22 protein-coding genes and 1 tRNA gene are annotated in these 24649 nt (G+C 61.0%); 11 read left to right on the forward strand and 12 right to left on the reverse strand.

Annotated elements, in window-relative coordinates; translation table 11 throughout:
* Positions 1-31: 31 nt before the first annotated feature.
* Complete coding sequence (gene hrpA, locus AC1D1J_RS01215; protein WP_477693671.1) at positions 32-3931, forward strand: ATP-dependent RNA helicase HrpA; 3900 nt, start codon at positions 32-34, stop codon at positions 3929-3931.
* Positions 3932-4017: 86 nt separating this feature from the next.
* On the opposite strand, the gene AC1D1J_RS01220 is transcribed toward hrpA, so the two are convergent.
* From AC1D1J_RS01220 to lptF, 6 genes are all read right to left on the reverse strand, one after another.
* Positions 4018-4176 carry a DUF3309 family protein gene (locus AC1D1J_RS01220; RefSeq protein ID WP_457282741.1) on the reverse strand — a complete coding sequence of 53 codons (159 nt, stop codon included), beginning with the start codon at positions 4174-4176 and terminating at the stop codon, positions 4018-4020.
* Positions 4177-4301: 125 nt separating this feature from the next.
* Entirely contained in the window at positions 4302-5477 is a 1176-nt protein-coding gene (locus tag AC1D1J_RS01225; RefSeq protein ID WP_477693672.1) for a pyridoxal phosphate-dependent aminotransferase, read from the reverse strand.
* A gap of 111 nt (positions 5478-5588) precedes the next feature.
* Positions 5589-6533 (reverse strand): CysB family HTH-type transcriptional regulator, encoded by a 945-nt coding sequence (locus AC1D1J_RS01230; RefSeq protein WP_457282743.1) that lies wholly within the window; start codon positions 6531-6533, stop codon positions 5589-5591.
* A gap of 90 nt (positions 6534-6623) precedes the next feature.
* Entirely contained in the window at positions 6624-7001 is a 378-nt protein-coding gene (locus AC1D1J_RS01235) for a sirohydrochlorin chelatase (protein WP_477686392.1), read from the reverse strand.
* 15 nt (positions 7002-7016) lie between these two features.
* The gene (gene lptG / locus AC1D1J_RS01240; protein WP_477693673.1) at positions 7017-8159 is read right to left on the reverse strand and encodes an LPS export ABC transporter permease LptG; all 1143 of its coding nucleotides are present in this window, start codon (positions 8157-8159) and stop codon (positions 7017-7019) included.
* Positions 8156-9280, reverse strand: coding sequence for an LPS export ABC transporter permease LptF (gene lptF, locus AC1D1J_RS01245; RefSeq protein WP_477686390.1), 1125 nt, complete (start codon positions 9278-9280; stop codon positions 8156-8158). The genes lptG and lptF overlap by 4 nt, the downstream gene beginning before the upstream one ends.
* Before the next feature lie 69 nt (positions 9281-9349).
* On the opposite strand from lptF, the gene AC1D1J_RS01250 reads away from it, so the two are divergent.
* The 4 genes from AC1D1J_RS01250 (at position 9350) to AC1D1J_RS01265 (ending at position 13043) form a co-directional block, all read left to right on the forward strand.
* Positions 9350-10909 (forward strand): leucyl aminopeptidase, encoded by a 1560-nt coding sequence (locus AC1D1J_RS01250; protein WP_477693674.1) that lies wholly within the window; start codon positions 9350-9352, stop codon positions 10907-10909.
* A complete protein-coding gene (locus AC1D1J_RS01255) occupies positions 10906-11343 on the forward strand; it encodes a DNA polymerase III subunit chi (protein WP_477686388.1) in 438 nt (145 codons plus the stop codon). The genes AC1D1J_RS01250 and AC1D1J_RS01255 overlap by 4 nt, the downstream gene beginning before the upstream one ends.
* Entirely contained in the window at positions 11340-11690 is a 351-nt protein-coding gene (locus AC1D1J_RS01260) for a hypothetical protein (protein WP_477693675.1), read from the forward strand. The genes AC1D1J_RS01255 and AC1D1J_RS01260 overlap by 4 nt, the downstream gene beginning before the upstream one ends.
* A gap of 222 nt (positions 11691-11912) precedes the next feature.
* On the forward strand, positions 11913-13043 hold the full coding sequence (locus AC1D1J_RS01265) for a branched-chain amino acid ABC transporter substrate-binding protein (protein ID WP_457282750.1): 1131 nt from the start codon (positions 11913-11915) through the stop codon (positions 13041-13043).
* A gap of 170 nt (positions 13044-13213) precedes the next feature.
* Here the strand turns inward: AC1D1J_RS01265 and AC1D1J_RS01270 are convergent.
* The 4 genes from AC1D1J_RS01270 to AC1D1J_RS01285 form a co-directional block, all read right to left on the reverse strand.
* A tRNA-Ser gene (locus tag AC1D1J_RS01270) sits at positions 13214-13303 on the reverse strand.
* A gap of 69 nt (positions 13304-13372) precedes the next feature.
* Positions 13373-13747 carry a DUF2237 family protein gene (locus AC1D1J_RS01275; RefSeq protein WP_477693676.1) on the reverse strand — a complete coding sequence of 125 codons (375 nt, stop codon included), beginning with the start codon at positions 13745-13747 and terminating at the stop codon, positions 13373-13375.
* A gap of 24 nt (positions 13748-13771) precedes the next feature.
* A complete protein-coding gene (locus tag AC1D1J_RS01280) occupies positions 13772-14689 on the reverse strand; it encodes an SPFH domain-containing protein (protein ID WP_477686385.1) in 918 nt (305 codons plus the stop codon).
* 10 nt (positions 14690-14699) lie between these two features.
* Positions 14700-15125 (reverse strand): NfeD family protein, encoded by a 426-nt coding sequence (locus tag AC1D1J_RS01285; protein WP_477693677.1) that lies wholly within the window; start codon positions 15123-15125, stop codon positions 14700-14702.
* 199 nt (positions 15126-15324) lie between these two features.
* On the opposite strand from AC1D1J_RS01285, the gene AC1D1J_RS01290 reads away from it, so the two are divergent.
* Both AC1D1J_RS01290 and AC1D1J_RS01295 read left to right on the forward strand, forming a co-directional pair.
* Positions 15325-17613, forward strand: coding sequence for an Orn/Lys/Arg family decarboxylase (locus tag AC1D1J_RS01290; RefSeq protein WP_457282753.1), 2289 nt, complete (start codon positions 15325-15327; stop codon positions 17611-17613).
* A gap of 60 nt (positions 17614-17673) precedes the next feature.
* Entirely contained in the window at positions 17674-18099 is a 426-nt protein-coding gene (locus AC1D1J_RS01295; protein ID WP_477686382.1) for a DUF3592 domain-containing protein, read from the forward strand.
* 148 nt (positions 18100-18247) lie between these two features.
* Here AC1D1J_RS01295 and AC1D1J_RS01300 read toward each other — a convergent pair whose 3' ends face one another.
* The gene (locus tag AC1D1J_RS01300; protein WP_477686381.1) at positions 18248-19177 is read right to left on the reverse strand and encodes a DNA ligase; all 930 of its coding nucleotides are present in this window, start codon (positions 19175-19177) and stop codon (positions 18248-18250) included.
* A 162-nt stretch (positions 19178-19339) separates the two neighbouring features.
* On the opposite strand from AC1D1J_RS01300, the gene AC1D1J_RS01305 reads away from it, so the two are divergent.
* Both AC1D1J_RS01305 and AC1D1J_RS01310 read left to right on the forward strand, forming a co-directional pair.
* On the forward strand, positions 19340-19687 hold the full coding sequence (locus AC1D1J_RS01305) for a GFA family protein (protein WP_477686617.1): 348 nt from the start codon (positions 19340-19342) through the stop codon (positions 19685-19687).
* 144 nt (positions 19688-19831) lie between these two features.
* The gene (locus AC1D1J_RS01310) at positions 19832-20572 is read left to right on the forward strand and encodes a GNAT family N-acetyltransferase (RefSeq protein ID WP_477686380.1); all 741 of its coding nucleotides are present in this window, start codon (positions 19832-19834) and stop codon (positions 20570-20572) included.
* A 301-nt stretch (positions 20573-20873) separates the two neighbouring features.
* On the opposite strand, the gene fabI is transcribed toward AC1D1J_RS01310, so the two are convergent.
* On the reverse strand, positions 20874-21683 hold the full coding sequence (gene fabI / locus AC1D1J_RS01315) for an enoyl-ACP reductase FabI (RefSeq protein WP_477686379.1): 810 nt from the start codon (positions 21681-21683) through the stop codon (positions 20874-20876).
* Between the two features lie 96 nt (positions 21684-21779).
* Here fabI and AC1D1J_RS01320 point away from each other — a divergent pair, with 96 nt between their 5' ends.
* Both AC1D1J_RS01320 and AC1D1J_RS01325 read left to right on the forward strand, forming a co-directional pair.
* Positions 21780-23606, forward strand: a complete 1827-nt coding sequence (locus AC1D1J_RS01320) for an extracellular solute-binding protein (RefSeq protein WP_477686378.1) — start codon at positions 21780-21782, stop codon at positions 23604-23606.
* Between the two features lie 7 nt (positions 23607-23613).
* Entirely contained in the window at positions 23614-24648 is a 1035-nt protein-coding gene (locus AC1D1J_RS01325; protein ID WP_477686377.1) for a microcin C ABC transporter permease YejB, read from the forward strand.
* The last annotated feature ends 1 nt before the right edge of the window (position 24649 follow it).

Here is a 24649-nt window from a genome sequence, read left to right on the forward strand (position 1 = left end):
GCTCTGCTTGCCTTTTTCTTCGCTTCCATCCTTGTCTCCCCTCGCCATTACCTTTCCAGAGTCGCTGCCCGTTTCGGGCAAACGCGACGAAATCACCGCCGCCATGGCGGCCCATCAGGTCATCATCGTCTGTGGCGAAACCGGCTCGGGTAAAACCACCCAGCTGCCCAAGATCGCGCTGGCCATGGGGCGCGGCAAGCTCAATTACCCCGCCGGACAGGGCCGGCTCATCGGCCATACCCAGCCGCGCCGTATTGCCGCGTCCAGCGTGGCAAAGCGCATCGCGGAGGAGCTGAAGACGCCGCTGGGCGACGTGGTGGGCTACAAGGTGCGCTTCCAGGACCGGCTGAGCCGCGACGCCTCCGTCAAGCTGATGACCGACGGCATTTTGCTGGCAGAGACGCAAACCGACCCGCTGCTCAAAGCCTACGACACGATCATCATCGACGAGGCCCATGAGCGCAGCCTGAACATCGATTTTTTGCTGGGCTACCTCCGCCAGCTGCTGCCGCGCCGGCCCGACCTGAAAGTGGTTATCACCTCGGCGACGATTGATGCGCAGCGCTTCGCGGATTATTTCGCGTCCAGCAAAGGCCCTGCGCCGGTGATCATGGTGTCGGGCCGCATGTTTCCCGTCGAACAGCGCTACCGGCCGTTTGAGGAGTCGCGTGAGCATGACCTGAACGACGCGATTGCCGACGCCGTCGACGAACTCTGGCTGAGCCCGCACAGCGCGGGCGACATCCTGGTGTTTTTGCCCGGCGAGCGCGAGATCCGCGAGGCGGCCGACCACCTGCGCAAGCACCTGGCGCACCAGCCGCTGACGCGCAACGCCGAGGTGCTGCCGCTGTTTGCCCGCCTGAGCCAGGCCGAACAGGACCGCATTTTTGACGGCCACAGCGGCCGGCGCATCGTGCTGGCCACCAACGTGGCCGAAACCTCGCTGACTGTTCCGGGCATTCGCTACGTAGTTGATGCGGGCACGGCGCGCGTCAAGCGTTACAGCTTTCGCAACAAAGTTGAGCAGCTGATGGTGGAGCCGGTGTCGCAGGCTGCCGCCAACCAGCGTGCCGGCCGCTGCGGCCGCGTGGCCGACGGTATCTGCATACGACTGTATGACGAGAAGGACTTCCAGGGCCGCCAGCCTTTTACCGACCCTGAAATCCTGCGCAGTTCGCTGGCTTCGGTGATTTTGCGCATGAAGGCGCTGCACCTGGGCAATGTGGAAGAGTTTGCCTTCATCGAGCCACCGCAGCGCCGCGCGATTGCCGATGGCTACCAGTTGCTGGCCGAATTGGGCGCGGTGGACGAGGACAACGAGCTCACGCCCGTGGGGCGCACGCTGGCCAAGCTGCCGCTGGACCCGCGCGTGGGCCGCATGATTCTGGAAGCCAAGGACCGTAACGCGCTCGACGAGGTGCTGGTGATCGCCAGCGCGCTCAGCGTGCAGGACGTGCGCGACCGCCCCATGGACAAGCAGGCCCAGGCCGACCAGCAGCACGCCAAGTTCGATGACGAGAAGAGCGAGTTCAGTGGTTACCTGAAGCTGTGGAAATGGCTGGGCGATGCGCGGGGCGGCCACGGCACCGACCACAAACTCTCCAATCGCCAGTACGAGAACCTGCTGCGCGAGAACTACGTCAATATCCGCCGCGTGCGCGAGTGGCGCGACATCCATTCCCAGCTCCATACGGTTGTGGGCGAGCAAAAATGGGTGCTGAATGACAAGCCTGCCAGCTATGAGCAGTTGCACTTGTCCATGCTTTGCGGTCTGTTGGGCAACATCGGCTGCAAGAGCGACGAGGAAGACTGGTACCTGGGTGCGCGCGGGATCAAGTTCTACCGCCACCCGGGCGCACGCCTGAGCAAAAAGCCGGGCCGCTGGATTGTGGTGGCCGAGCTGGTGGAAACCACACGCCTTTTTGGCCGTGGCATTGCCAACATTGACCCGGCCTGGATAGAGCAGGTGGCCGGACATCTTTTAGCCAAGCAGTTGCTGGACCCGCACTGGGAGAAAAAGGCTGCACAGGTGACGGCGCTGGAGCGTGCCACGCTCTACGGCCTGGTGGTCTACAACGGGCGGCGCGTCAACTTCGGCCGTGTCGACCCGGTCACGGCGCGCGAAATTTTCATCCGCGAGGCGCTGGTGGCCGGCAACTGGGAGACCAAGCTGCCTTTCCTTGCGGCGAATCTGAAGCTGATCCAGCAGGTGCAGGACCTTGAGCACAAAGCCAGACGCCAGGACGTGCTGGTGGACGAGGAACTGATCTACGCTTTTTATGACCAGCAACTTCCGGCTGGCGTACACAGTGGCGCAAGTTGCGAACATTGGTACAAGGAGGAAGTCAAAAAGCAGCCGCAGCTCCTGCTCTTGACGCGCGAAGAACTGATGCGGCATGAGGCTGCGGGCATTACCACGCAGTCATTTCCCAAGACACTGCGAATGGGTGGCGTGGATTGTTTGGTCACTTACCTGCACGAACCCGGCGACGCGCGCGATGGTGTGACGGTGGACGTGCCGCTGTTCGCACTGAACCAGGTCAACGAAGAGCGCTGCGAGTGGCTGGTGCCCGGCATGCTCAAGGACAAGGTGCAGGCGCTGATCAAGACACTGCATCAGCGCCCGCGCTCGCGGCTGGTGCCGTTGCCCGACACCGCTGCCCGCATGACGGAGCAGTTGCTGCAACCCGAGGTGTTCGGCAGCGGCTCGCTGACCGACGCGGTGCTCAAGCTGGTGCGCGACGCGACTTCGCTGGACGTCAAGCGCAATGACATGAAGCTGGATATGCTGCCGCCGCACCTGTTCATGAACTTCCGTGTGGTCGACGAACATGGCCGCCAGCTGGGCGCGGGCCGCAACCTGGGCGCACTCAAGGGCGAATTGGGCTCGCAGGCACGGGGTGCCTTCCAGGCGCTGGCGGGACTCAAAAACCTGGCAAAAGCACCCGAATCTGGTTCCGAAAAGCCCGTTTTTTCCGAAAATTCAGCATCAAATCGGCCTGCAGCCCAATCAGGACGAGCGCAAGCAGCTCCTGAAAAGATAGCGGCGAAAGCGCCGGAGCGCTACACCAGCTGGAGCTTTGGCGAGTTGCCGGAGCTGATGGAAATCCGCAAGGGCGCCCAGACGCTGATCGGGTTTCCGGCGCTCATTGATTTGGGCGACGCAGTGACGATCGAGGTTTTTGACGAACCCGACGTGGCGGCCGCGAAGCACCGCGCCGGCTTGCGCCGGCTGTTCTCCCTGCAAATCAAGGATGCGCTGAAGTACCTGGAAAAGAACCTGCCGGAGCTGCAGAAGATGGCCACCAGCTACATGCTGGTGGGCCGCGCCGCCGACAACTCCGGCGGCGGTACGCTGGAGGAATTGCGCGAGCAGATCATCGAAGTGGCGCTGGACCGCGCGTTTTTGCTGGACCCATTGCCGACGCACGAAGCCGAGTTCAAAAAACGCATCGACGATGGGCGAGGGCGCCTGACGCTGATTGCCAGCGAGGTGGCCCGGCTTGCAGCCGGCATCCTGACCGAATTCGCCGTGGCCCAACGCAAGATCAAGGACACCAAAAATGCCGCTGAAGCCGCGGCAGATGCCGCCCAGCAACTGCAGCGTCTGGTACCCAAACGCTTTCTGACGGCCACACCTTATGGGCAACTGCAGCACTTCTCACGCTACCTCAAGGCCATCACGTTGCGGCTGGAAAAATGGCGCGCCGACCCGGCACGTGATGCCGCGCGGATGGCCGAATTGCGGCCGCAGGAGCAGCGTTACTGGCGGCTCGTGGCTGAGCGAAAAGGCGCGGTGGATGCGCGCATGCAGGAATTCCGCTGGCTGCTGGAAGAGCTTCGTGTGAGCTTTTTTGCGCAGGAGCTGCGCACACCGCAGCCGGTCAGCGTTAAGCGACTAGACAAGGCTTGGCAGCAACTAAATAGTTGACTCAGGCTTGTGAGATGAGAGTGCAAAAAAATGGCCTTGCAACGCAAGGCCATTTTTCCTGGTGAATCACCAACGGAAGGTGCGGACTAGATGCGTCCCATCAGCAGCAGGATCACCAGGATCAGCACCACCAGGCCGACACCTCCGCTGGGCCCGTAACCCCAGCTGCGGCTGTGGCCCCAGGTAGGCAAAGCGCCGACCAGGATAAGAATAAGAACGATCAGCAGAATGAGGGATAGGGACATTTGAAGCACTCCTTGTTATGTGAAGTGATTCTTTCCCGATGCGGGGCGCAAACAAGCAGGATGAACGCCTGTCAAGCCGTCGGCAAATACTGACAGCCTTGGCTTACACGCGAGACCTGCCGCGCTTACAACTTGGCCAGGCGCTGCAGCGCCGTGTTCAATGTTTCGTCTTTTTTGGCAAAACAGAACCGCACCACACGCTGGTCAAAGCCATTGCCGTAAAACGCCGACAGGGGAATCGCCGCCACGCCGATTTCGGTGGTCAGCCACTTGCAGAACCCGGCTTCGTCCAGGTCGCTCACGCCGGAGATGTCCACGCACTGGAAGTAGCTGCCTTCGCTGGGCAACAGTTTGAAGCGGGTTTTGGCAAGGCCTTCGCGAAACAGGTCGCGCTTGCGCTGGTAGAAGGCCGGCAGGTCCAGGTAAGGCTGCGCATCGGCCATGTACGCGGCAAGCCCGTATTGCACAGGGGTATTCACGGTGAACACGTTGAACTGGTGCACCTTGCGGAACTCGGTGGTCAGTGCTGCGGGTGCGGCCACGTAGCCGACCTTCCAGCCGGTGACGTGGTAAGTCTTGCCGAAGCTGCTGACGATGAACGCACGCGCGGCAAGGCCCGGAAAACGTGCGGCGCTTTGATGGATGCGTCCCTGGGCCGCATCGAACACCATGTGCTCATAGACCTCGTCGCTGATCAGCAGGACGTCAGTGGGTGCCAGGATGTCCTGCAGCATGAGCATGTCGGCCTCGGTCCATACCGTGGCGCTCGGGTTGTGCGGCGAGTTGACGATGATCGCCCGTGTCCTGGATGTGATGGCCGCGGAAATTTTGTCGAAGTCGGGCCGGAAGGTACCGGGCGTGAGGGGAACGCGCACCACGACGCCACCGGCCAGCTCGATGTTGGGCACGTAGCTGTCGTAGCAGGGCTCCAGCACGATGACCTCGTCGCCGGGGTGAACGACGGCCAGGATGGCCGTGATGATGGCCTGCGTGGCGCCGGCGGTGATGGTGATCTCGCTGTTGGCGTCGTAGCGGTGGCCGTAAAGTTTGGCCACCTTGGCCGAGATGGCTTCGCGCAGCGCCGGAACGCCCGTCATGGGCGGGTACTGGTTCAGGCCTTTTGTCATCGCGTCGGTGACGGCATTGACCAGCTGCGGGTCACACTCAAAATCAGGAAAGCCCTGGCCCAGGTTGACAGCGCCTTTTTCAGCGGCCAGCGTGGACATCACCGTGAAGATCGTGGTGCCGACAGCGGGCAGCTTGGTTTTGAGCTTGGGGGTGCGTTCGAGGATCATGGTCATGATTGGGCTGGATGTGTTTCTTTCGCAAGCGGCCGCGGCGGAACCGGCTTTGCCGGGCCGCTTGCGGCGCCCCCTGAGGGGGAGGTGGCCAAAGGCCGCTTCGGAGGGGAGCTAAACCTCATAGTCGTTGACACGGCCGGCCATGGCCTTGGTGATCAGGGCGCGGTCCAGCTTGTCGCTGAGCAGTTCGGCGAATTTATAGACGAAATTGCGCAGGTAGGCGCTGCGCTTGAAGGCCACGCGGGCGACGTTGATACCGAACAGCGGGCCGGCCGCGATGGCGATCAGGTCGCTGTTGGTGCCGTCTTCCTTGATAGCCATTTCTGCGACGATGCCCACGCCCAGTCCCAGGCGCACATAAGTCTTGATGACGTCGGAGTCGATGGCTTCCAGCGCGATGCGCGGCTGCAGGCGCTTGGCGGCAAACGCCAGGTCGATCTTGGTACGGCCGGTGAAAGACGGGTGGTAAGTGATCAGCGGTTCTTGCGCCAGGTCTTCCAGCGTGATGTTGTCTTTTTTGGCCAACGGATGGTCGACAGGAATGACCAGCATGTGCTGCCATTCGTAGCAGGGCAGGGTCACCAGGTCTTCGTACTGCGTCAATGATTCGGTCGCAATGCCGATTTCGGCCACCTCATCAAGCACCATGCGCGCCACCTGGTCGGGCGAGCCCTGGTGCAGGCTGACATTGACTTTGGGAAAGGCTTCACGCAGCTTGGCGACGGGCTGCGGGAGCACATAACGGGCTTGCGTATGGGTGGTGGCAATGGAGAGGGTGCCGCTGTCCTGGGCAGAAAACTGCTCGCCAATGCGGCGCAGGTTACCGACCTCGCGCATGATGAGTTCAATGCTTTTGAGGACGTGTTCCCCGGGTTCCGTCACACGCTTGAGGCGTTTGCCGTGCCGTGCAAAGATTTCGACGCCCAGTTCCTCTTCAAGCTCGATGATGGCCTTGGATACGCCGGGCTGCGAGGTGTGCAGGGCCTTGGCGGTCTCTGTCAGGTTCAGGTTGCGCCGGATGGCCTCCTGGACGAAGCGGAATTGGTGAAGGTTCATATCGAATTGAGGCTAATTATTGATTTTATTATGCCTGTTTTATGCTAAAGAGGAGCCCAGCTGCCGTACCGATGCGCCATGCCTCCACGGCTATGACAAGGCAATGCTGGCCATAAGTGCGGTCAATTCGCGGTATTCCCCGGCTGCAGGCAAAAGCTCGACTTCTACGCCCGGATGCGCCAATCTGACGCGTTCGACCAGCAGCGGCAAGTCTTCCCGGGCGTGCTTGCCTATACCAAAGAAAAGCGGAAACACCCTTATATGGCGTGCGCCAGCAGCTATTAAATTTGTAGCAGATTCAGGCAACGAAGGAGGGCAAAGCTCCAGGTAGGCGCAACTGACAGGGGTGCCGGGCTCGCGGAGACGGACTTGCGCGGCAACCGCCTCAATGGGGTCGCGCCACTGCGGGTCGCGCGAGCCATGGGCAAGCAGGATAATGCCGCGCGGCGTATGGGCCAGGGGCGTCATGAACGGTAGCGTCCGTTAACGCCTGAGCACCAGCCAGCCAAACGCGCCCAGCGAGACGGCCATATAAAGCAGGCCTGGCGTGGCAGCCGCAAGCCAGGGCTGCCAGTTTCGCAGGTTGCCGATATAGCCGAACACGTTGTTGAGCAGGAAGAAGCTGATGCCGATCATCACACCGGCGAACACGTAGCCGGCAATGCCGCCGGAGCGAAAGTGAAGGTAGGCAAAAGGCAGCGCCAGAATCACCATCACCAGGCAGCTGAGCGGGTAAAAGACTTTTTTCCAGAACTCTATTTCATAGCGTTGCGCGGTCTGCCCATTGGCGTCCAGGTGACGGACGTAATTGAACAGGTCGATGGTGCCCATGCGCTCAGGCTTGAGCAGCGCCACCGACACCATTTCCGCGCTGATTTCGGTAGGCCAGCGAAAGCTCTTTAGCACCGCGCGGCTGACCTTGGCGCTGCCCGCGGGTTTGGCGGCGCTGCTGGCGCCGGCAGGAACATCAAACTCTGCGCGCGTGGCCTGGTTCAATTCCCAGGCATCGCCGGCGGTGAACGCTGCCAGCGGCGCCTGTGTGGTGGAGACGATCAATCCCTTGTTGTTGAACTCGAAAATCTGCACGTTCTGCATTTCGTTGTCGGGGGTGAGCGCCCTCACATTGACCACAAAGGTGTTGTAGGCCTGCTTTTCCTTCAACCATGCACCGGTCTGGCCGATGGTGATCTTGTTCTGGTAGCGCGCCTTGAGCAGCTGTGCGGCCCGTTCGCTGGCAGGCGCCACATAGTCGCCCACGGCGAAACTGAACACCACGAACAGCGCCCCCAGGACCAGCAGCAACTTCAGAGCGCGCCAGGGGCCGAGTCCGCTGGTGCGCAGGATGGTGTATTCGGAGCTCTGTGCCAGCCGGGCCATCACAAAGATGGTGCCTATCAGTACGGAGATCGGCAGCAGCTCGTACAAATGATTGGGAATCAGCAGACCTACATATAGCAATGCATGCCTGATCTGGTAGACATCGGCTGCGTTGATGCCGCTGCTCTTGCCGAGATATTGCAGTTCATCGACCAGGTCAAAAAAGAAGAACAGGGCCAGAAAGCCGAGCGCCACCAGGGCGATGGCTGCGAGTACTTCACCGTAGATCAGGCGGCGTATGGTTTTCATGCGTGGCTTTCGCTGTCGCGTACAGCCAGCGGCGTACGGTTGATGCGCCGGGCGGGCCGCAGCGTCCAGTTGAACTGGCGCTTGGACAGCCAGGCCAGGGCCAGCAGCAGGACGCCGCCATGCAGCGCCAGCAGGAAGTTGCTGAAACTGATGAGGCCCACAAAAATCCAGCTTTGCCCGAGGTTGACCAGGTTGTTGTAGACCACAAACGTCAGCAGCACAAAAATCATGTTGCCGCTGCGCCCGCCGCGCGGGTTCACGCTGGCCAGGGCCACCGCCAGCACAACAAAGTTGATGGATGCCAGCGCCAGCCCCAGCCGCCATGCCAGCTCGCTGAGATTGCCGCGGGTCGGTGCCTTGACCAAGGAGCGGGTGGAAAGCAGTTTGGCTTCCGGTGCGTTTTCGGTCAGGGGGTTGTTATCACCGGTTTTGGTACCGTATTCTTCGAAGTCGCTGATTTTGAGCGCTGATTGCCCGATCACGTTTTCCAGGCGCTGGCCGTTTTCGAGCATGAGGAACTGCGCGTCACCTCTGGCCTCGATGCGGCCCGAGCGGGCCGTGGTGATGGAACTCTTGCCTTTTTCGGTCGCAGCGATAAAGACGTTGTTACTGGAGCGCTCGCCCGCCAGGTCGCGGTCGATGAAGAAAACCCGGTTGCCGCTGGAGGATTCCTGGAACTGGCCAGGGGCAATGCGGTCGAGGTCGCCGCGCTGCTCATACCGGCTTTGCATGTCTTTGGTTTGCTGGTTGGTCCAGGGCCAGACAAAAAGAGCCATCAGCGTGATGACCAGCAGGACGGGCCATGCAAAACGGAAAAGCGGCCGCAGAAAACCCGCCAGGCCCTGACCGCTGGTGAACCACACCACCATTTCGCTGTCGCGGTACATGCGCGACAAGGTACTGACCATCGCAATAAACAGCGACAGTGTGAGGATTGTCGGCAGGCGTCCCAGCGCCGAGTAGGCCATGAACAACATGACGTCCTGCGGATTGATGAAACCGCGCGATGCCTGGCCCAGGGTGCGGATCAGAACAATGGTCATCACGATGGTGACCAGGACCACCAGCGTGGCCCCAAAACTGCGCGCCAGCTCTTTGCGAATCGTGGATTGGAATAACATTGACTGAATATCTGCCTTGGCTTCGTTTTATTTTTGTTTTACTTTGGTTTATTTACCAGACCCTGAATTATGGACTTTGAACTCAAAACACTGACACCCATCCGTATTTGCAGCGAAAAAACCGATGCGCTGCTGATTCTCGTACCCCAGAATCCGGGCTCCGGCAATGACCCGCTTTCGGTGCTCGCATCGCTGGCGATCAAGTCGGGGGACTTTGAGGCCAAGCCGGGCAAGCTCCTGAGTACGTACCGCGCTCCCGGCATCACTGCCAGGCGGGTCGTACTGGCGGGCGTCGGGGATGCCAGTGCCAAAAATGTTCGTACCGCCGTCAGTGCCGGCCTGGGCGCCCTGAAGGCTGCGAACGTGCAGCACCTGACCATTTGCTTCGGTGCCGTGGGCCATCTGCGAGCTGAAGCCGTGCGCGCGGCCGTGGTCGCTTGCGGTGATGCCACCTATACCTACGCTACCACCAAGTCCAAAGCCGCCAAGACCGCAAAAGCCGGCCCCGGCAGGTTGCAGCGGGTGGTGGTTGCCGTGAATGACGCCGCAAGTGCCCAGATAGCGCGCCCCGGCATTGACAAGGGCGCAGCGCTGATCAAGGGCATTGAATTTGCCAAGGAGTGGGCGAACCGCCCGGCCAACCACGCGACACCGACGCTTCTTGCCGGCGCTGCCAGGGAACTGGGCAAGCTGCGCGGCATCAAGGTAGAAGTGCTGGGGCCCAAAGAGGTCGCCAAACTCGGCATGGGCTCCTTCATGGCCGTGGCGCAGGGTTCGGCCGAGCCGTTGCGCTTTATCGTGCTGCGCTATGAGGGGGCGGCCAAGGCCGAGGCGCCTGTCGTGCTCGTTGGCAAAGGCATCACCTTTGACACGGGCGGTATCTCCATCAAGCCCGCGGCCGAAATGGACGAGATGAAGTTCGACATGTGCGGTGCCGCCAGCGTTCTGGGCACCTTCCGGGCGCTGGCAGAGCTGCGGCCGGCGCTCAATGTGGTAGGCCTGATTCCGGCCTGCGAAAACATGCCGGGCAGCCGCGCCATCAAGCCCGGCGATGTGGTGACCAGCATGAGCGGGCAGACCATTGAGATTCTGAACACCGACGCCGAAGGGCGGCTGGTGCTCTGCGACGCATTGACCTACGCTGAGCGCTTCAAACCCCGGGCTGTGGTGGATATCGCGACGCTGACTGGTGCCTGCGTGATTGCCCTGGGCGGCGTGCGCAGCGGGCTTTTCTCCAGCGATGACACCTTGGCAGGGGCCTTGTCGGCGGCAGGCGAATCATCCCTGGACCTGTGCTGGAGGATGCCGCTGGATGACGAGTATGCGGAAGGGCTCAAGACCAATTTTGCAGATGTCGCCAATGTGGCGGGACGTGCCGCAGGTGCGGTGACCGCGGCCAAGTTCCTGCAGCGGTTTACGGCCAGTTTCCCCTGGGCGCACCTGGACATTGCCGGTACGGCCTGGAAAGGCGGAGCCGCCAAAGGTGCGACCGGCAGGCCGGTGCCGCTGCTGCTGGACTACCTGCTGGACCAGGTGGTGCCTGCCAGGGCAGGGACTTCGGCTCAAGCATCGGGCAAAAAAGCCAAAACAGTCTCCAGGCGCAAACCCGCATCCAAAACCCGGGCATGACCGAAATCGCCTTTCACTTCAATGTGCCGGACAAGCTGGCCTATAGCTGCCGGTTACTTCGCAAGGCCTACCTGAGCGGCGCCAGCGTTGTGGTGACGGGGGACGCGGCGGTGCTGGCGGAACTGGACCAGTTGATCTGGAGTTTTTCGCCTGCGGAATTTGTGCCGCATTGCCGTGCAGGCGCCCCCGAAAGTACATTGGCGGCAACGCCGGTGGTGCTGGCCGAGTCGCTCAAGGCTTGCCCGCATTACGGCGTGCTGGTCAATCTGGGACATGGCATCCCCGCCGACTTTGAACGCTTCGAACGTTTTATCGAAGTCGTGGCGCAGGCCGACGATGACCGTCTTGCAGCGCGAAGCCGGTGGAAGCACTACACCGACAGGGGCTATGCCATGAAACGCCATGACCTTGCGACGGCCGGGGAGGGCGCATGAGCCGTCCGCCCGCACCGCCGCGGTTTGTGCCGACGCTGACGGAAGTCGTGCGGCCCATGCCTGCGCCAATGCCGATGCCGGCTGCGCCGCCAGAAACGGCCAGGACTGGTTTGCCTGTGGCCCCACCCATCGCTTCTGCAGAGCTTCAGGAGCAGATGGTGCAACGCGTGCTGCAGCGGGTGAACCTGGTCCTTGAGCGGCGTTTGCGGGAGGTCGTAGGGCAACTCATCCTGGAGCACACGCAAACCTTGGTCCCACGTCTGCGCGAAGAAATTGAGGATGTTGTCCGTCAATCTGTGAGCCAGGCTTTGAAGCACGAAGCGGCACCGCCAAACACGGACGCATAGGACGCGTGAGCGGCTGTCTGCACAGATGCTTTCTCGCTGTGCCCAACCCTTGAAACACAAGTTCACATAAGGCAATCTGCTCCCCGGGTAAACCCCCTTATCGGAATTTAACCTAGGGACGTTGCTATGGTGCGGGCCCGGAAATTGCGTTATGTTCGGCCCCGTTGAGTAAAAAAATTGTTCTCAACCTTTAACGGTAATTTCCTAATCGGAGTGTTTTTTATGCAAATGAAATTAAAACTGACAGTAGTGGCTGCTCTCGCTGCAGTAGCGGGTTTTGCCTCTGCCCAAGACGCAGTGATCAAGATCGGTCACGTGGCGCCGCTGTCCGGCTCGCAAGCCCATTACGGCAAAGACAATGAAAACGGCGTGCGCATGGCCATCGAAGACCTGAACGCACAAAACGTGGTCATCGGCGGCAAGAAGGTCAAGTTTGAAATTGTTGCTGAAGATGACGCCGCTGATCCAAAACAGGGCACGGCCGCTGCACAAAAGCTGTGCGACTCCAAAGTCGCCGGCGTGGTCGGCCACCTGAATTCCGGAACCACCATTCCTGCCTCCAAGGTCTACAACGATTGCGGTATCCCCCACGTCACGGGCGCTGCAACCAACCCCAACCTGACCAAGCCAGGCTACAAAACCACCTACCGCATCATTGCCAATGACAACGCCCTGGGCGCTGGCCTGGCTTTCTATGCTGCCGATACGCTGAAGCTGAAGAAAGTCGCCATCATTGACGACCGTACCGCTTACGGCCAAGGCGTTGCTGAAGTGTTCAAGAAAACGGCCCTGGCAAAAGGCATGACCGTGGTTGACGAGCAGTTCACCACCGACAAGGCCACCGACTTCATGGCCATCCTGACCGCCATCAAGGCCAAAGCACCTGACGCGATCTTCTTCGGAGGCATGGACCCACAAGGCGGCCCAATGCTGCGCCAGATGGAACAACTCGGCATGGGTAACGTCAAGTACTTCGGCGGCGACGGCATCTGCACCGCAGAACTTGCCAAGCTGACCGCAGGCGCCAAGACCATCGGCAACGTGGTTTGTGCTGAAGGCGGCGCATCGCTGGCCAAAATGCCAGGCGGCGAAGCCTGGATGAAGCGCTACGAAGCCAAGTATCCGAAGCAGTTCCAGGTCTACAGCCCGTACACCTACGACGCTACCTTCGTTCTGGTCGACGCCATGAAACGCGCTGGATCCTGGGATCCAAAGGTTTACACCCCTGAGCTGATTAAAACCAACTTCAAGGGCGTGACCACCACGATCGCTTTTGAACCCAATGGCGAACTGAAGAACCCCGCCATCACCCTGTACGTCTACAAAGACGGCAAGAAGTCTGCCCTGAACTAATCGTTCACCGCAAGAAAAAAGCCACCGTAAGGTGGCTTTTTTTTGCCCGGAAAAACCCGGGAAGACCGGAAGTGAGGCGCCGAAAAGTGGAGTGGGCACAAAAAAGCCCAGCAAGCTGGGCTTTTAGGAGTTTTTGCCACCGTGTGGAAACTCACGGCGACGAGACTGTTTGGCGGAAGAGGCGGGATTCGAACCCGCGGTAGGTTTAACCCTACGCACGCTTTCCAGGCGTGTGACTTAAACCGCTCATCCACCCTTCCGCGAAGCCTTCGATTATAGCAGTGCTGCGAACAGACGGAGTCAGAAATTGCACCCGACGCGCAACAGGCTCAGTGGAGTGCGCCCTGGAACCGGTGCTTTTCCAGCTGGACCAGGGAGACGAATTCCAGCGCCTTGCTGTGCGTCGACTCCAGCACGACAGGCGGCGCAAAGCCGGCCTCCAGCGCTTCACGCCACCGGTTGGCACACAGGCACCAGCGGTCATTCGGCTGAAGGCCCGCAAAGCGGTACGCAGGCTGCGGCGTGGAAAGATCGTTGCCGCGGCTGGCGGAAAAAGCCAGAAATTCACGCGTGACGCGAACGCATATCAGGTGGGACCCTGCATCCGACTCATCCGTGTTGCAGCAACCGTCGCGAAAGTAGCCGGTCAGCGGGTCATAGGAGCAGGGCACCAAATCCGTGCCCAGTACGTTTTTTGCGCTCATGGTCTTGCCTGCGAAAACCTGTCGTTACGCCTTGTTGGCCTGCACCATTTTCATGGCCGAGCTGATGAGCGCACCGACTTCAGTCATGTTGCTGGGCACGACCAATGTCGTTTTGGCGTCCTTCGCCACCTTCGAGTAGGCCTCTACCGCCTGTTGCGCGACCTTGAGCTGCACGGCTTGTTCACCGCCAGGTTGGCGGATGGCGGCAGCCACCAGTTCAATGGCTTTGGCGTTGGCATCGGCCACAGCCATGATGGCGGCGGCTTCGCCCTGGGCGTTGTTGATGGCGGCCAGCTTTTCCCCTTCGGAGCGGGCAATGAATGCCTCGCGCTCACCGGTGGCAATATTGATCTGCTCCTGGCGGCGGCCTTCAGAGGCGGCGATCAGCGCGCGTTTTTCCCGCTCGGCAGTGATTTGCGACTGCATGGCGTGCAGGATTTCCTTGGGCGGCGTCAAGTCCTTGATCTCATAGCGCAGCACCTTCACACCCCAGTTTAGGGCGGCCTCGTCAATGGCGGCAACCACCTGCGCATTGATGATGTCGCGTTCTTCAAAGGTCTTGTCGAGTTCGAGCTTGCCGATCACGGAACGCAGGGAGGTCTGCGCCAGCTGCGTGACAGCCACGATGTAGTTGGATGAGCCGTAGCTGGCCCGCATCGGGTCGGTCACCTGGAAGTACAGGATGCCGTCGACCTGCAGCTGCGTGTTGTCGCGGGTAATACAAACCTGGCTGGGGACGTCGAGCGGGATTTCTTTCAGGCTGTGCTTGTAGGCGACGCGATCGACAAAGGGAATCAGCCAGTTCAGGCCGGGGGTCAACGTTCCCGCATATTTCCCCAGGCGCTCCTTCACCCAGGCGTTCTGCTGGGGTACGACCTTGATGGCGCGGATGACGAAGATCATCGCGACGATAAAAATGATCAGTGCTACATAAGACGACATGCTGACTCCCTCAGGTTTTTTCTACGATTAGTTTGCTGCCAATGACTTCCCGGATGCGGTGGGTTCCAGCGGAGGGCGTTCCGCCTTCCGCCTGAACCACAGCCCATTGCGCGCCGCGGTAGCGGACCTGCGCCGTGCCGTCCGCTTGCCAGGCGTCCACCTGCACGGTTTCGCCGACATCCATGTTGACGTCCGGGTTGGTGCCTGCCGGCAGCTCCTTGGGCCCGCGGCTGCGAACAAGGTGGCAAATGCTCACGGTGGCCGAGCCCACGACGGCCGCTGCAATGAGCTGCATGGACGTCGAGGCGCCCATATGCGCGGCAATGGCCGCCGCTGCAATGCCCAAAGCCACCATCAGCAGGTAAAACGTTCCCGTGGCCAGCTCCACCGCCACTGCGGCCCCCGCCAGCAGCCACCAGATAGTCGATTCACTCATGCATCCTCCTTTTGTCGGTCATCCGCTACATTTTGGGGCAATTAGACCCCAAGACAAGCGTAGCGCAACAATATGTCCTTACACTTCGCTGCTTGGAAAAAGCTTCCTCTCACCGCCCGGGCTCAACCTGTCTATGCCCTTTGAGCGTTTCCCATGCCCTCCGACAGGTTCAGGGCGACCATGAACTCCAGCCCAAGCCATGAAATTCCGCTTTCCCATCGTCATCATTGACGAAGACTTCCGCTCGGAGAACACCTCCGGTCTGGGTATCCGTGCGCTGGCGCAAGCCATTGAAACCGAGGGCTTCGAAGTCCTGGGGGTGACCAGTTATGGCGACCTCTCGCAGTTCGCCCAGCAGCAAAGCCGGGCCAGCGCCTTCATTTTGTCGATTGATGACGAAGAGTTTTCACCAGGCCCCGACCTCGACCCGGCCGTGCTCAACCTGCGCACCTTTATTGAGGAAGTACGCCGCAAGAACCTGGATGTGCCGATTTACGTCTATGGCGAAACCAAGACCTCGCGCCACATCCCCAATGACATCCTGCGCGAACTGCACGGATTCATCCACATGTTCGAGGACACGCCCGAGTTCGTGGCGCGCCACATCCTGCGGGAGGCCAAGAGCTACCTGGAAGGCGTGCAGCCGCCGTTTTTCAAGGCACTGCTCGACTATGCCGAAGACGGTTCCTATTCATGGCACTGCCCGGGCCATTCGGGCGGTGTTGCTTTCCTGAAAAGTCCCGTGGGCCAGATGTTCCACCAGTTTTTTGGCGAGAACATGCTGCGCGCCGACGTCTGCAACGCGGTGGAAGAGCTCGGCCAGTTGCTGGACCACGATGGCGCCATTGGCGCCAGCGAGCGCAACGCCGCGCGCATCTTCAATGCCGACCACTGCTTCTTCGTGACCAACGGCACCTCGACCAGCAACAAGATGGTGTGGCACCACACAGTGGCGCCCGGTGACGTGGTGGTCGTTGACCGCAACTGCCACAAGTCCATCCTGCATTCCATCATCATGACGGGTGCGATTCCGGTGTTCCTGAAGCCGACGCGCAACCATTTCGGCATCATCGGGCCGATTCCACAGAGCGAGTTTGAACCGGAAGCCATCCGCGCCAAGATCGACGCCAACCCGCTGCTCAAGGGCGTGGACAGCAGCAAGGTCAAGCCGCGTGTGCTGACGCTGACGCAGTCCACCTATGACGGCGTGCTCTACAACACCGAAACCATCAAGGGCATGCTGGACGGCTACATCGACAACCTGCACTTTGACGAGGCCTGGCTGCCGCACGCCGCCTTCCACCCCTTCTACGGCAGCTACCACGCCATGGGCAAGAGCCGCGTGCGGCCAAAAAATGCGGTGGTGTACGCCACGCAGTCCATCCATAAGCTGTTGGCAGGCATCAGCCAGGCCAGTCACGTGCTGGTGCAGGATTCGCAGAACACCAAACTCGACAGGCACCTCTTCAACGAGGCCTATCTGATGCACACGTCAACCTCGCCGCAATACAGCATCATCGCCAGCTGCGACGTGGCCGCCGCCATGATGGAGCCTCCCGGCGGCACGGCACTGGTTGAGGAAAGCATTGCCGAAGCGCTGGACTTCCGCCGCGCCATGCGCAAGATCGACGAGGAATACGGCACCGACTGGTGGTTCAAGGTCTGGGGGCCGGACAAGCTGGTCGAAGAGGGCATCGGCGAGTCGCAGGACTGGATCATCAAGGGTGAATCCCGCAGCGCCAAGACGGCCAAAAACGGCGCCAACAACTGGCACGGCTTCGGCCAGATGGCCACCGGCTTCAACATGCTGGACCCGATCAAGTCCACCATCGTCACGCCCGGCCTCGACCTGAACGGCAAGTTCGCCAAAACCGGCATCCCGGCCAGCATCGTGACCAAGTTCCTGGCCGAACACGGCGTGATTGTCGAAAAAACCGGCCTCTACAGCTTCTTCATCATGTTCACCATCGGCATCACCAAGGGCCGCTGGAACACGCTGCTGACGGCGCTGCAGCAGTTCAAGGACGACTACGACAAGAACCAGCCGATGTGGCGCATCCTGCCCGAGTTCTGCCAAAAGTACCCCAAGTACGAGCGCATGGGCCTGGCCGATTTGTGCCAGCACATCCACACGCTGTACGCCAAGTACGACATCGCTCGCCTGACCACAGAGGTCTATCTGAGCGACCTGGCACCCGCCATGAAACCCAGCGACGCCTATGCCCACATTGCCCACCGCACGACGGAACGGGTTGAAATCGACCACCTGGAAGGCCGCATCACCGTGGGCCTGGTTACGCCGTATCCGCCAGGCATTCCGCTTTTGATTCCGGGTGAGGTGTTCAACCGGAAAATCGTGGACTACCTGAAGTTCTCGCGCGAGTTCAACGCCCAGTGCCCAGGCTTTGAAACAGACATCCACGGTCTTGTGGAACAGGTGGATGCCAAGGGCAAGACGCGCTACTACGCGGACTGCGTCAAACGCTAGGCTGGAATAAACAGGTACTTTCGTTTGCTATAGTCCCTCCCATATTTACTGGGAGGCGGCATGTTCAAGACGATTCTCTTCGGGGTGCTCGGCGTCATCGTCGGCGCAGTGTTCCTGCGCGTGCAGGCCAGCGGGGACAGCGAGTTGCGGCTGCTCATGGCCAGCGGCAAGACGGCCGTGGTCGAGCCGATCAAGGAATACAAGAGCTTTTCCCAAAAGGGACACACCACCTACACGGCGGAACTCAAATTCCGCACCGACACCGGGCAAGCCATGACGATCAAGCGCTCGTTCCCTGAGGCCGTGCTGAAGGATTTCGCGGCGGGCAGGCCGGTAAACATCTACTACATGCCCGGCGACCCGAGCCAGGTGGGGTTCGCGCAGGAAGCCGGCGGATCGTCCTTCCTCAAGTGGGTTGGCTGGTTCTTCGTCATTGCCAGTCTGGGCTACACGGGTCTGGGCCTGCTGGCGAGCCAGAAAAAATAAAACCGCCTCCCCGGGGCGTTTGCTATTCTTTTTGCAGCTGGTGGCGCAAGACTGACAAGCACTACAGGCTATTTTCCTGTTGCATGCAGCGGGCGCGAGGCCAGCTCACGTTGGTCTCCGGCGGTGCGCCGATTTGCGGGCCCACCTTTTAAAGCAGCTGGTCTTCCCGTACCCGCATGAAGCTGGCAAACCGGGGAAGGCCGCTGTCGTTGAGCCCGCGAAACCGGTAGGTGACGGTGCTGCCCACAGGCGGTGGAGTCTGGCGCTGTTCATCGCTGAGCCCGGTTCCCAGCTTGAAGCGCCGCCCCGGCTTGCCGTCAGCGCCGGGCATTTCCACCAGCAGCGCGCCCAGCATGCCGGCGTACTTTCCCTTGCCGGGAACATGCGCCACCACGCGGGCTTCGGTGTCTTCATGGGTCTTGACCTTGAGCAGGTCGTCGTTGCGTGCGCCTTTGTAGAAAGACGTACCGCGGTGCAGCATCAGGCCTTCGCCGCCGCGCTTCACGGTGGTGGCCAGTAACGCCTGCAAGGCGGCGTGGCTTGCCACCTTCGATTGCGCCACGGCCTGCACCCAGGGCTGGTCGATGCGGCTCACCACGCCATTGAGGGCCGGGATGCGCTCGCTGAACGGGCCGCCTTGCGCGGGCAGGTCAAACACCATGAAGCGTATGGCCCGCCAGGCAGCGTCGTCCGGGGTTTGCTGGCGCACGGTAGACACCGCCCTGGCAAACTGGCCGCGGCCAGCCCACAGCTCGCCGTCCAGGGGTGTTTTGGGCCAGCCTGCGGTAAACCAGGCCGGCGCGGCGATGCGTTCACCCCCGCGCGTGAGCAGCTGTTCTCCGTCCCAGTAGCCGCGCACGCCGTCGAATTTTTCACTGACCCAATAATCCTGAAGGGGGACGCCGGGTTGGTACACCTTGGCGAGCATCAGCGGTGGCGCCTGCGCAACTGCGGACGCCGACAATGCAGGAAGTGCTGGCGCCAGCAAGCCTGCGGCCGCCAACAACCAGTGAAGCGTTTTGAGGCGAAAAAAGACCGTGTTGGCCCGCTCGCCGGAGCGGGTGATGTGCTGCCGCATGGGCCCTCCCTGTTTTTCTTGACTTATGACTGTATGAATGTACAGTTTATAGTTCAAATTTGCGTGGCGCAAGCGTTCTGATGGCGCCTGTGTTGCCCGCGCAACCCCGTCAACCATGAAGGCTGCAATGGCCATGAGAGGAATCAACTTATGACAGAAAAAATGACTTCCAGAGGGAGTTGCCATTGTGGAAAAGTCGCGTTTGAGGTCGACGGCCAGCCGAACAGCGCCCTGGCCTGCAACTGCTCCATCTGCCAGCGCAAAGGGTCGCTGCTGTGGTTTGTGCCGCATGACCAGCTTCGTTTGCTGACACCCGATGAAAATGCCAGCAACTATCAGTTCAACAAGCATGTGATCAGCCACCGTTTCTGCCCCACCTGTGGCATCCATCCCTATGGCGAAGGAACGGACCCTGCCGGCAATCGCATGGCAGCTATCAACGTCCGCTGCCTCGAGGGGATCGATCTGGACACCATCAAGGTGACGCATTTCGATGGGCGTTCTTCCTAGCCCGTCCTGGATACCCCCAGCTCCTGGGACGGACGCAATAATCTGCCACTTCGCCCGTACCCGTAGGGCCGGTATTTTCGGCCTGTACTCATTGCTGTTTGACTCCCTTGGGCCAGCCGGCCCCGGCATTCTTTTATCGACACCATGACTTCCACCGACATTGAACATATCGAGCGCGCCACTGTGGCGGCTGTATCACCCGAGGACCAGCTCGAAATCGGTGGCTGGTTGCTGCCCTTTGACAGCGGAACGGTCAGCCGGGCCAAAAGCGCCGTGCCCCTGCTGCATCAGCCTCCCGCCGACGGCGTGATCGATAGCATCGAAGGGCTGTACCGCGCGCGCGGGATGCGGGCAGTTTTCCGGCTGGCCAATGAGGCCTGTTTTGATGCCTTGCGCCGCGAACTGGGCGCGCGGGGTTACACATCGGGCAAGCCGGTGCTGGTTGAAGTGGCGCAGGTCAAGTCCATGCGTGGTGTGTCGGCGCAGGCACTCGCTGAAACTGCCGGTACGCCGGACGAGGCCTGGGCCGCGTTGTTCCTGGCCGAGGGTTTCGACCCCGTGGACGGCGCCAGCCGTGTCAGGTCGCTCGGCCGCGGGCGCGACTCTGTGTTTGCCAGCGTGCGCGAGGGCGGCAAGGCCATTGCCGCCGGCGCGGCGGCTTTCAGCCACGGATGGTCCAGCGTCCACGGGATGCGAACCGACCCGGCACACCGCGGCAAGGGGCTGGCAGGGCGGGTACTGGCCGCCATGGCCGAAGCGGCAATGCAGCGGGGCATTGAGCGCGCGTTCCTGCAGGTGGAAGAAGGCAATGCCGCTGCGCGGGCGCTTTACCGGCGGGCGGGTTTCCAAACCGTCTGGAGCTATGACTACTGGACGCAGGGTTGACGCCTGAACTTTGACGCGAAGTGCAGCAAGGCGCTATTATTTTTATAGCTGCTTGCGCTCGTCAGTATTGGCCTGTAGCCTATTTTGGCACTGTTTCGAGGCCCGGCCCAGCCAAATCCGGCTGTTTTGCTGCCTGACCCGGCTTTACGAGGGCCTGCAGAGTGCCTGCAGGCCTTATTTGATGCGTGCATTTGACCTACAGCCCAATAGGGGCGGGCGCAAGCAGCTATCTATTTTATAGCGAACGAATGCCGTCATCGTGGCAGCAACGCCCGGCATGCGAGCCGGGCGCAGGATGCTGTCAGGCTTCAGCTGCCGGCTCGGCGATGCCTCCCACCACATGGCTGAAGCCGCCGTCCACGTAGGTGATCTCGGCGCTCACGCCTGCGGCCAGGTCGCTCAGCAAAAAGGCGGCGACGTTGCCGACGTCTTCAATCGTCACGTTGCGGCGGATTGGCGAGGCTTCGGCCACCACGCTCAAAATTTTGCCGAAGCCCTTGATGCCGCTGGCAGCCAGGGTTTTGATAGGGCCGGCGCTGATGCCGTTGACGCGCATGCCCTTGGGGCCCAGCGATTCGGCCAGGTAGCGCACCGAGGCTTCCAGGCTGGCTTTGGCCAGGCCCATGGTGTTGTAGTTGGGCACGGTGCGCACGGCGCCCAGGTAGGTCAGCGTGAGCAGGGCCGAGTTTTTATTCAGGTAGGGCAGGGCAGCCTTGGCCATGGCGGGGAAGCTATAGGCGCTGATGTCGTGGGCGATCCTGAAGCCCTCGCGCGACAGGCCTTCCAGGAAGTCGCCGGCGATCGCCTCGCGCGGTGCAAAGCCGATGCTGTGCACAAAGCCGTCGAAGGTCGGCCAGGTTTTGGAGAGGTCGGCAAACATCTTGTCGATCTGCGCGTCGTCGCCCACGTCGCAGTCAAAAATCAGCTTGGAGTCAAAGTCGGCGGCAAACTCGGTGATGCGGTCCTTGAAGCGCTCGCCGACATAGCCGAAAGCCAGCTCGGCGCCCTGGGCATGGCAGGCCTTGGCGATGCCGTAGGCGATGGACCGGTTCGAGAGGACCCCCGTGATCAACAGTTTTTTGCCAGTGAGGAATCCGGTGTTCGTGGCCATGCAGGTGCTCCAGTAGGTAGTTGGCGGGAGAGAGGGCAAGGGGCGCAGTGTCTGCGCGCCGGAATCTTGCCAGCTTAAGTAGTGCAGAATTGTCGCATGCGGGATTTTCCTTTTTGGCGGTTGCTGGTGGCGTTGCTTGCGGCCGCCCTTGCGCCGCTGTCGCACGCCGCCCATGCTTACGCCCAGTTTGGCGACATCAAATACCCGCCGGGCTTCAGCAACTTCAGTTACGTCAACCCGAATGCGCCCAAGGGCGGCGAAATCCGCATGGTGCCGCCCACGCGGCCGACCAACTTCGACAAGTTCAATCCCTTCACCCTGCGCGGCACCGCGCCCTACAACATCGGCGGCCTGCTGCTGGAAAGCCTGCTGACGGGCAATTCTGAAGAGCCCACCACGGCCTACGGCTTGCTGGCCGAAGATGTCGAGGTGGCGGTGGACAAGCTTTCGGCGACCTTCCGCCTCAACGAAAAAGCGCGGTTCCACAATGGCAAGCCGGTGCTGGCCGCCGACGTGGTGCATTCCTTCAAGACGCTGATCAGCAAGGAAGCCGCGCCGCAGTTCAAGACCATTTACGCCGAGGTCAAGGACGCCGTGGCCGTCTCCGAACGGGTGGTGCGCTTTGACTTTGCCACGCCGAATCCCGAGCTGCCGCTGGTGGTGGGCGGCATGGCGGTCTTCAGCCGCGACTGGGGCGTGGCTGACGGCAAGCGCAAGCCCTTTGACCAGATCGTGTCCGAACCGCCCATTGGCTCTGGCCCATACAAGCTGGCTTCGCTGGCCATGGGCCGCGACATCACCTACGTGCGCGACCCGAAATACTGGGCGGTTGATCTGCCTACACGCAAGGGATTCTTCAATTTTGACCGTGTCACCTACAAGATTTACCTGGACGAAACCTCCAGGTTTGAAGGCCTGAAGGCGGGTGAATTCGACTTCCTGCGCGAATTCACCTCGCGCAACTGGGCAAGGCAGTACACCGGCAAGCAGTTCACTTCCGGCGAATTGGTCAAGCGGGCCTTTGAAAACAGGAACCCCGGTGATTTCCAGGGCTACATCTTCAACCTGCGCAGGCCGCAGTTCCAGGACATCCGGGTGCGCAAGGCCATCGGCCTGGCGATGGATTTCGAGTGGATGAACCGCCAGCTGTTTTACGGCATCTACAAACGGGTGAACGGCTATTTCCCGAACAGCGAATTCCACGCCGAAGGCCCGCCCAAGCCCGACGAGCTGGCCCTGCTGGAACCGCTGCGCAGCAAACTCCGGCCCGAGGTTTTTGGTGAAGTTCCGGTGTCGCCCAGCACCGCCCCGCCGGGAAGCCTGCGCGAAAACCTGCGCCAGGCCCAGGCCCTGCTGAAAGAAGCCGGCTGGACCTATCGCGACGGCGCCCTGCGCAATGCCAAGGGCGAGGCCTTCGTCATGGAGTTTCTCAATGACCAGCCGGGGTTGATCCGCATCGTCGGGCCTTTCCAAAAGGCGCTGGAAAAGCTCGGCATCACCATGACTTACCGGGTCGTGGATTTCTCCCTGTCCAAGCAGAAGATGGATGCCTTTGACTTTGACATCACCACGGCCCGCTTGCCCGGCAGCACCGCCCCTGGCGGCGAATTGCTGGACCGTTGGGGTTCTGCCGCGGCCAAAACGCCGGGCTCGTCCAACATCTGGGGCATTGCCGACCCGGCCGTCGATGCACTGCTGCAAAAAGTGGTCACCGCCAAAACCCGGCCCGAACTGGGCGCAGCCGTGCGCGCGCTGGACAGGGTGCTCACCCACGGTTATTACTCGGTGCCGCAATACTACGGTGACGCTTTCCTCATCGGCTACCGGCCGCGTCCGCTTGTGCTGCCGGCGACCATTCCGCCGTATTACGAGGCAGACACCTGGGCCATGAGCACCTGGTGGGCCTCGGAAAGCAACAAATAGGCGAACGATGGCCAGCTACATCCTCAAGCGCTTGTTGCTGATGATCCCGACCCTGCTCGGTATCCTGCTGGTCACGTTTGCGATGGTGCAGTTTGTGCCGGGCGGGCCAGTCGAGCAAATGGTGGCCCAGTTGCAGGGGCGTGATTCGGGCGGTGAACGCGCCGCCACGTCTGGCGCTGGCTACCGTGGGCGGCAAGGTGTGGACGCCCAGCGCATTGCAGAGATCAAGGTGCTTTACGGCTTTGACAAACCGGTGCACGAGCGCTTCTTCCAGATGCTGGGCCAATTTGCCCGCTTTGACCTGGGCAAAAGCTTTTACCAGCACAAAGATGTCTGGCAGCTGGTGAAAGAGAAGCTGCCGGTCTCCATCAGCCTGGGGCTGTGGACGTTTTTCATCAGCTACCTGATCGCCGTGCCATTGGGCGTGGCCAAGGCGGTGAGGGCGGGCAGCCGGTTTGACTTTGTCACGACGCTGATCGTTTTGGTGGGCTATGCCATTCCGGGTTTTGTGCTGGGCGTTGCATTGCTGGTGGTCTTTGGCGGGCAATTGCAGTGGTTTCCGCTGCGCGGGCTGACGTCGAGCAACTGGGAAAGCCTGAGTTGGGGCGCAAAAATCGTCGACTATCTCTGGCACATCACCCTGCCGGTGATTGCCATGGTGCTGGGCAGCTTTGCGGTGACGGCCGCGCTCACCAAGAATTCCTTCCTGGAGGAAATACGCAAGCAATACGTGCTGACGGCCCGGGCCAAAGGCCTGAGCGAACGGCAGGTGCTATGGAAGCATGTGTTTCGCAATGCACTGATTCCCATCATCACCGGCTTTCCTGCGGCTTTTATCGGCGCCTTTTTTACCGGCTCCCTGCTCATTGAAACCCTGTTTTCCCTCGACGGCCTGGGCCTGCTGAGCTACGAAAGCGTGATCCGGCGGGACTATCCGGTCGTCCTGGGCACCCTTTACTTCTTCACGCTGATCGGCCTGGTGACCAAGCTGGTCAGCGACCTTTGTTATGTGTGGGTTGACCCCCGAGTGAAATTCGATTGAG

The sequence above is a fragment of the Polaromonas sp. P1_F8 genome, assembly GCF_056405635.1.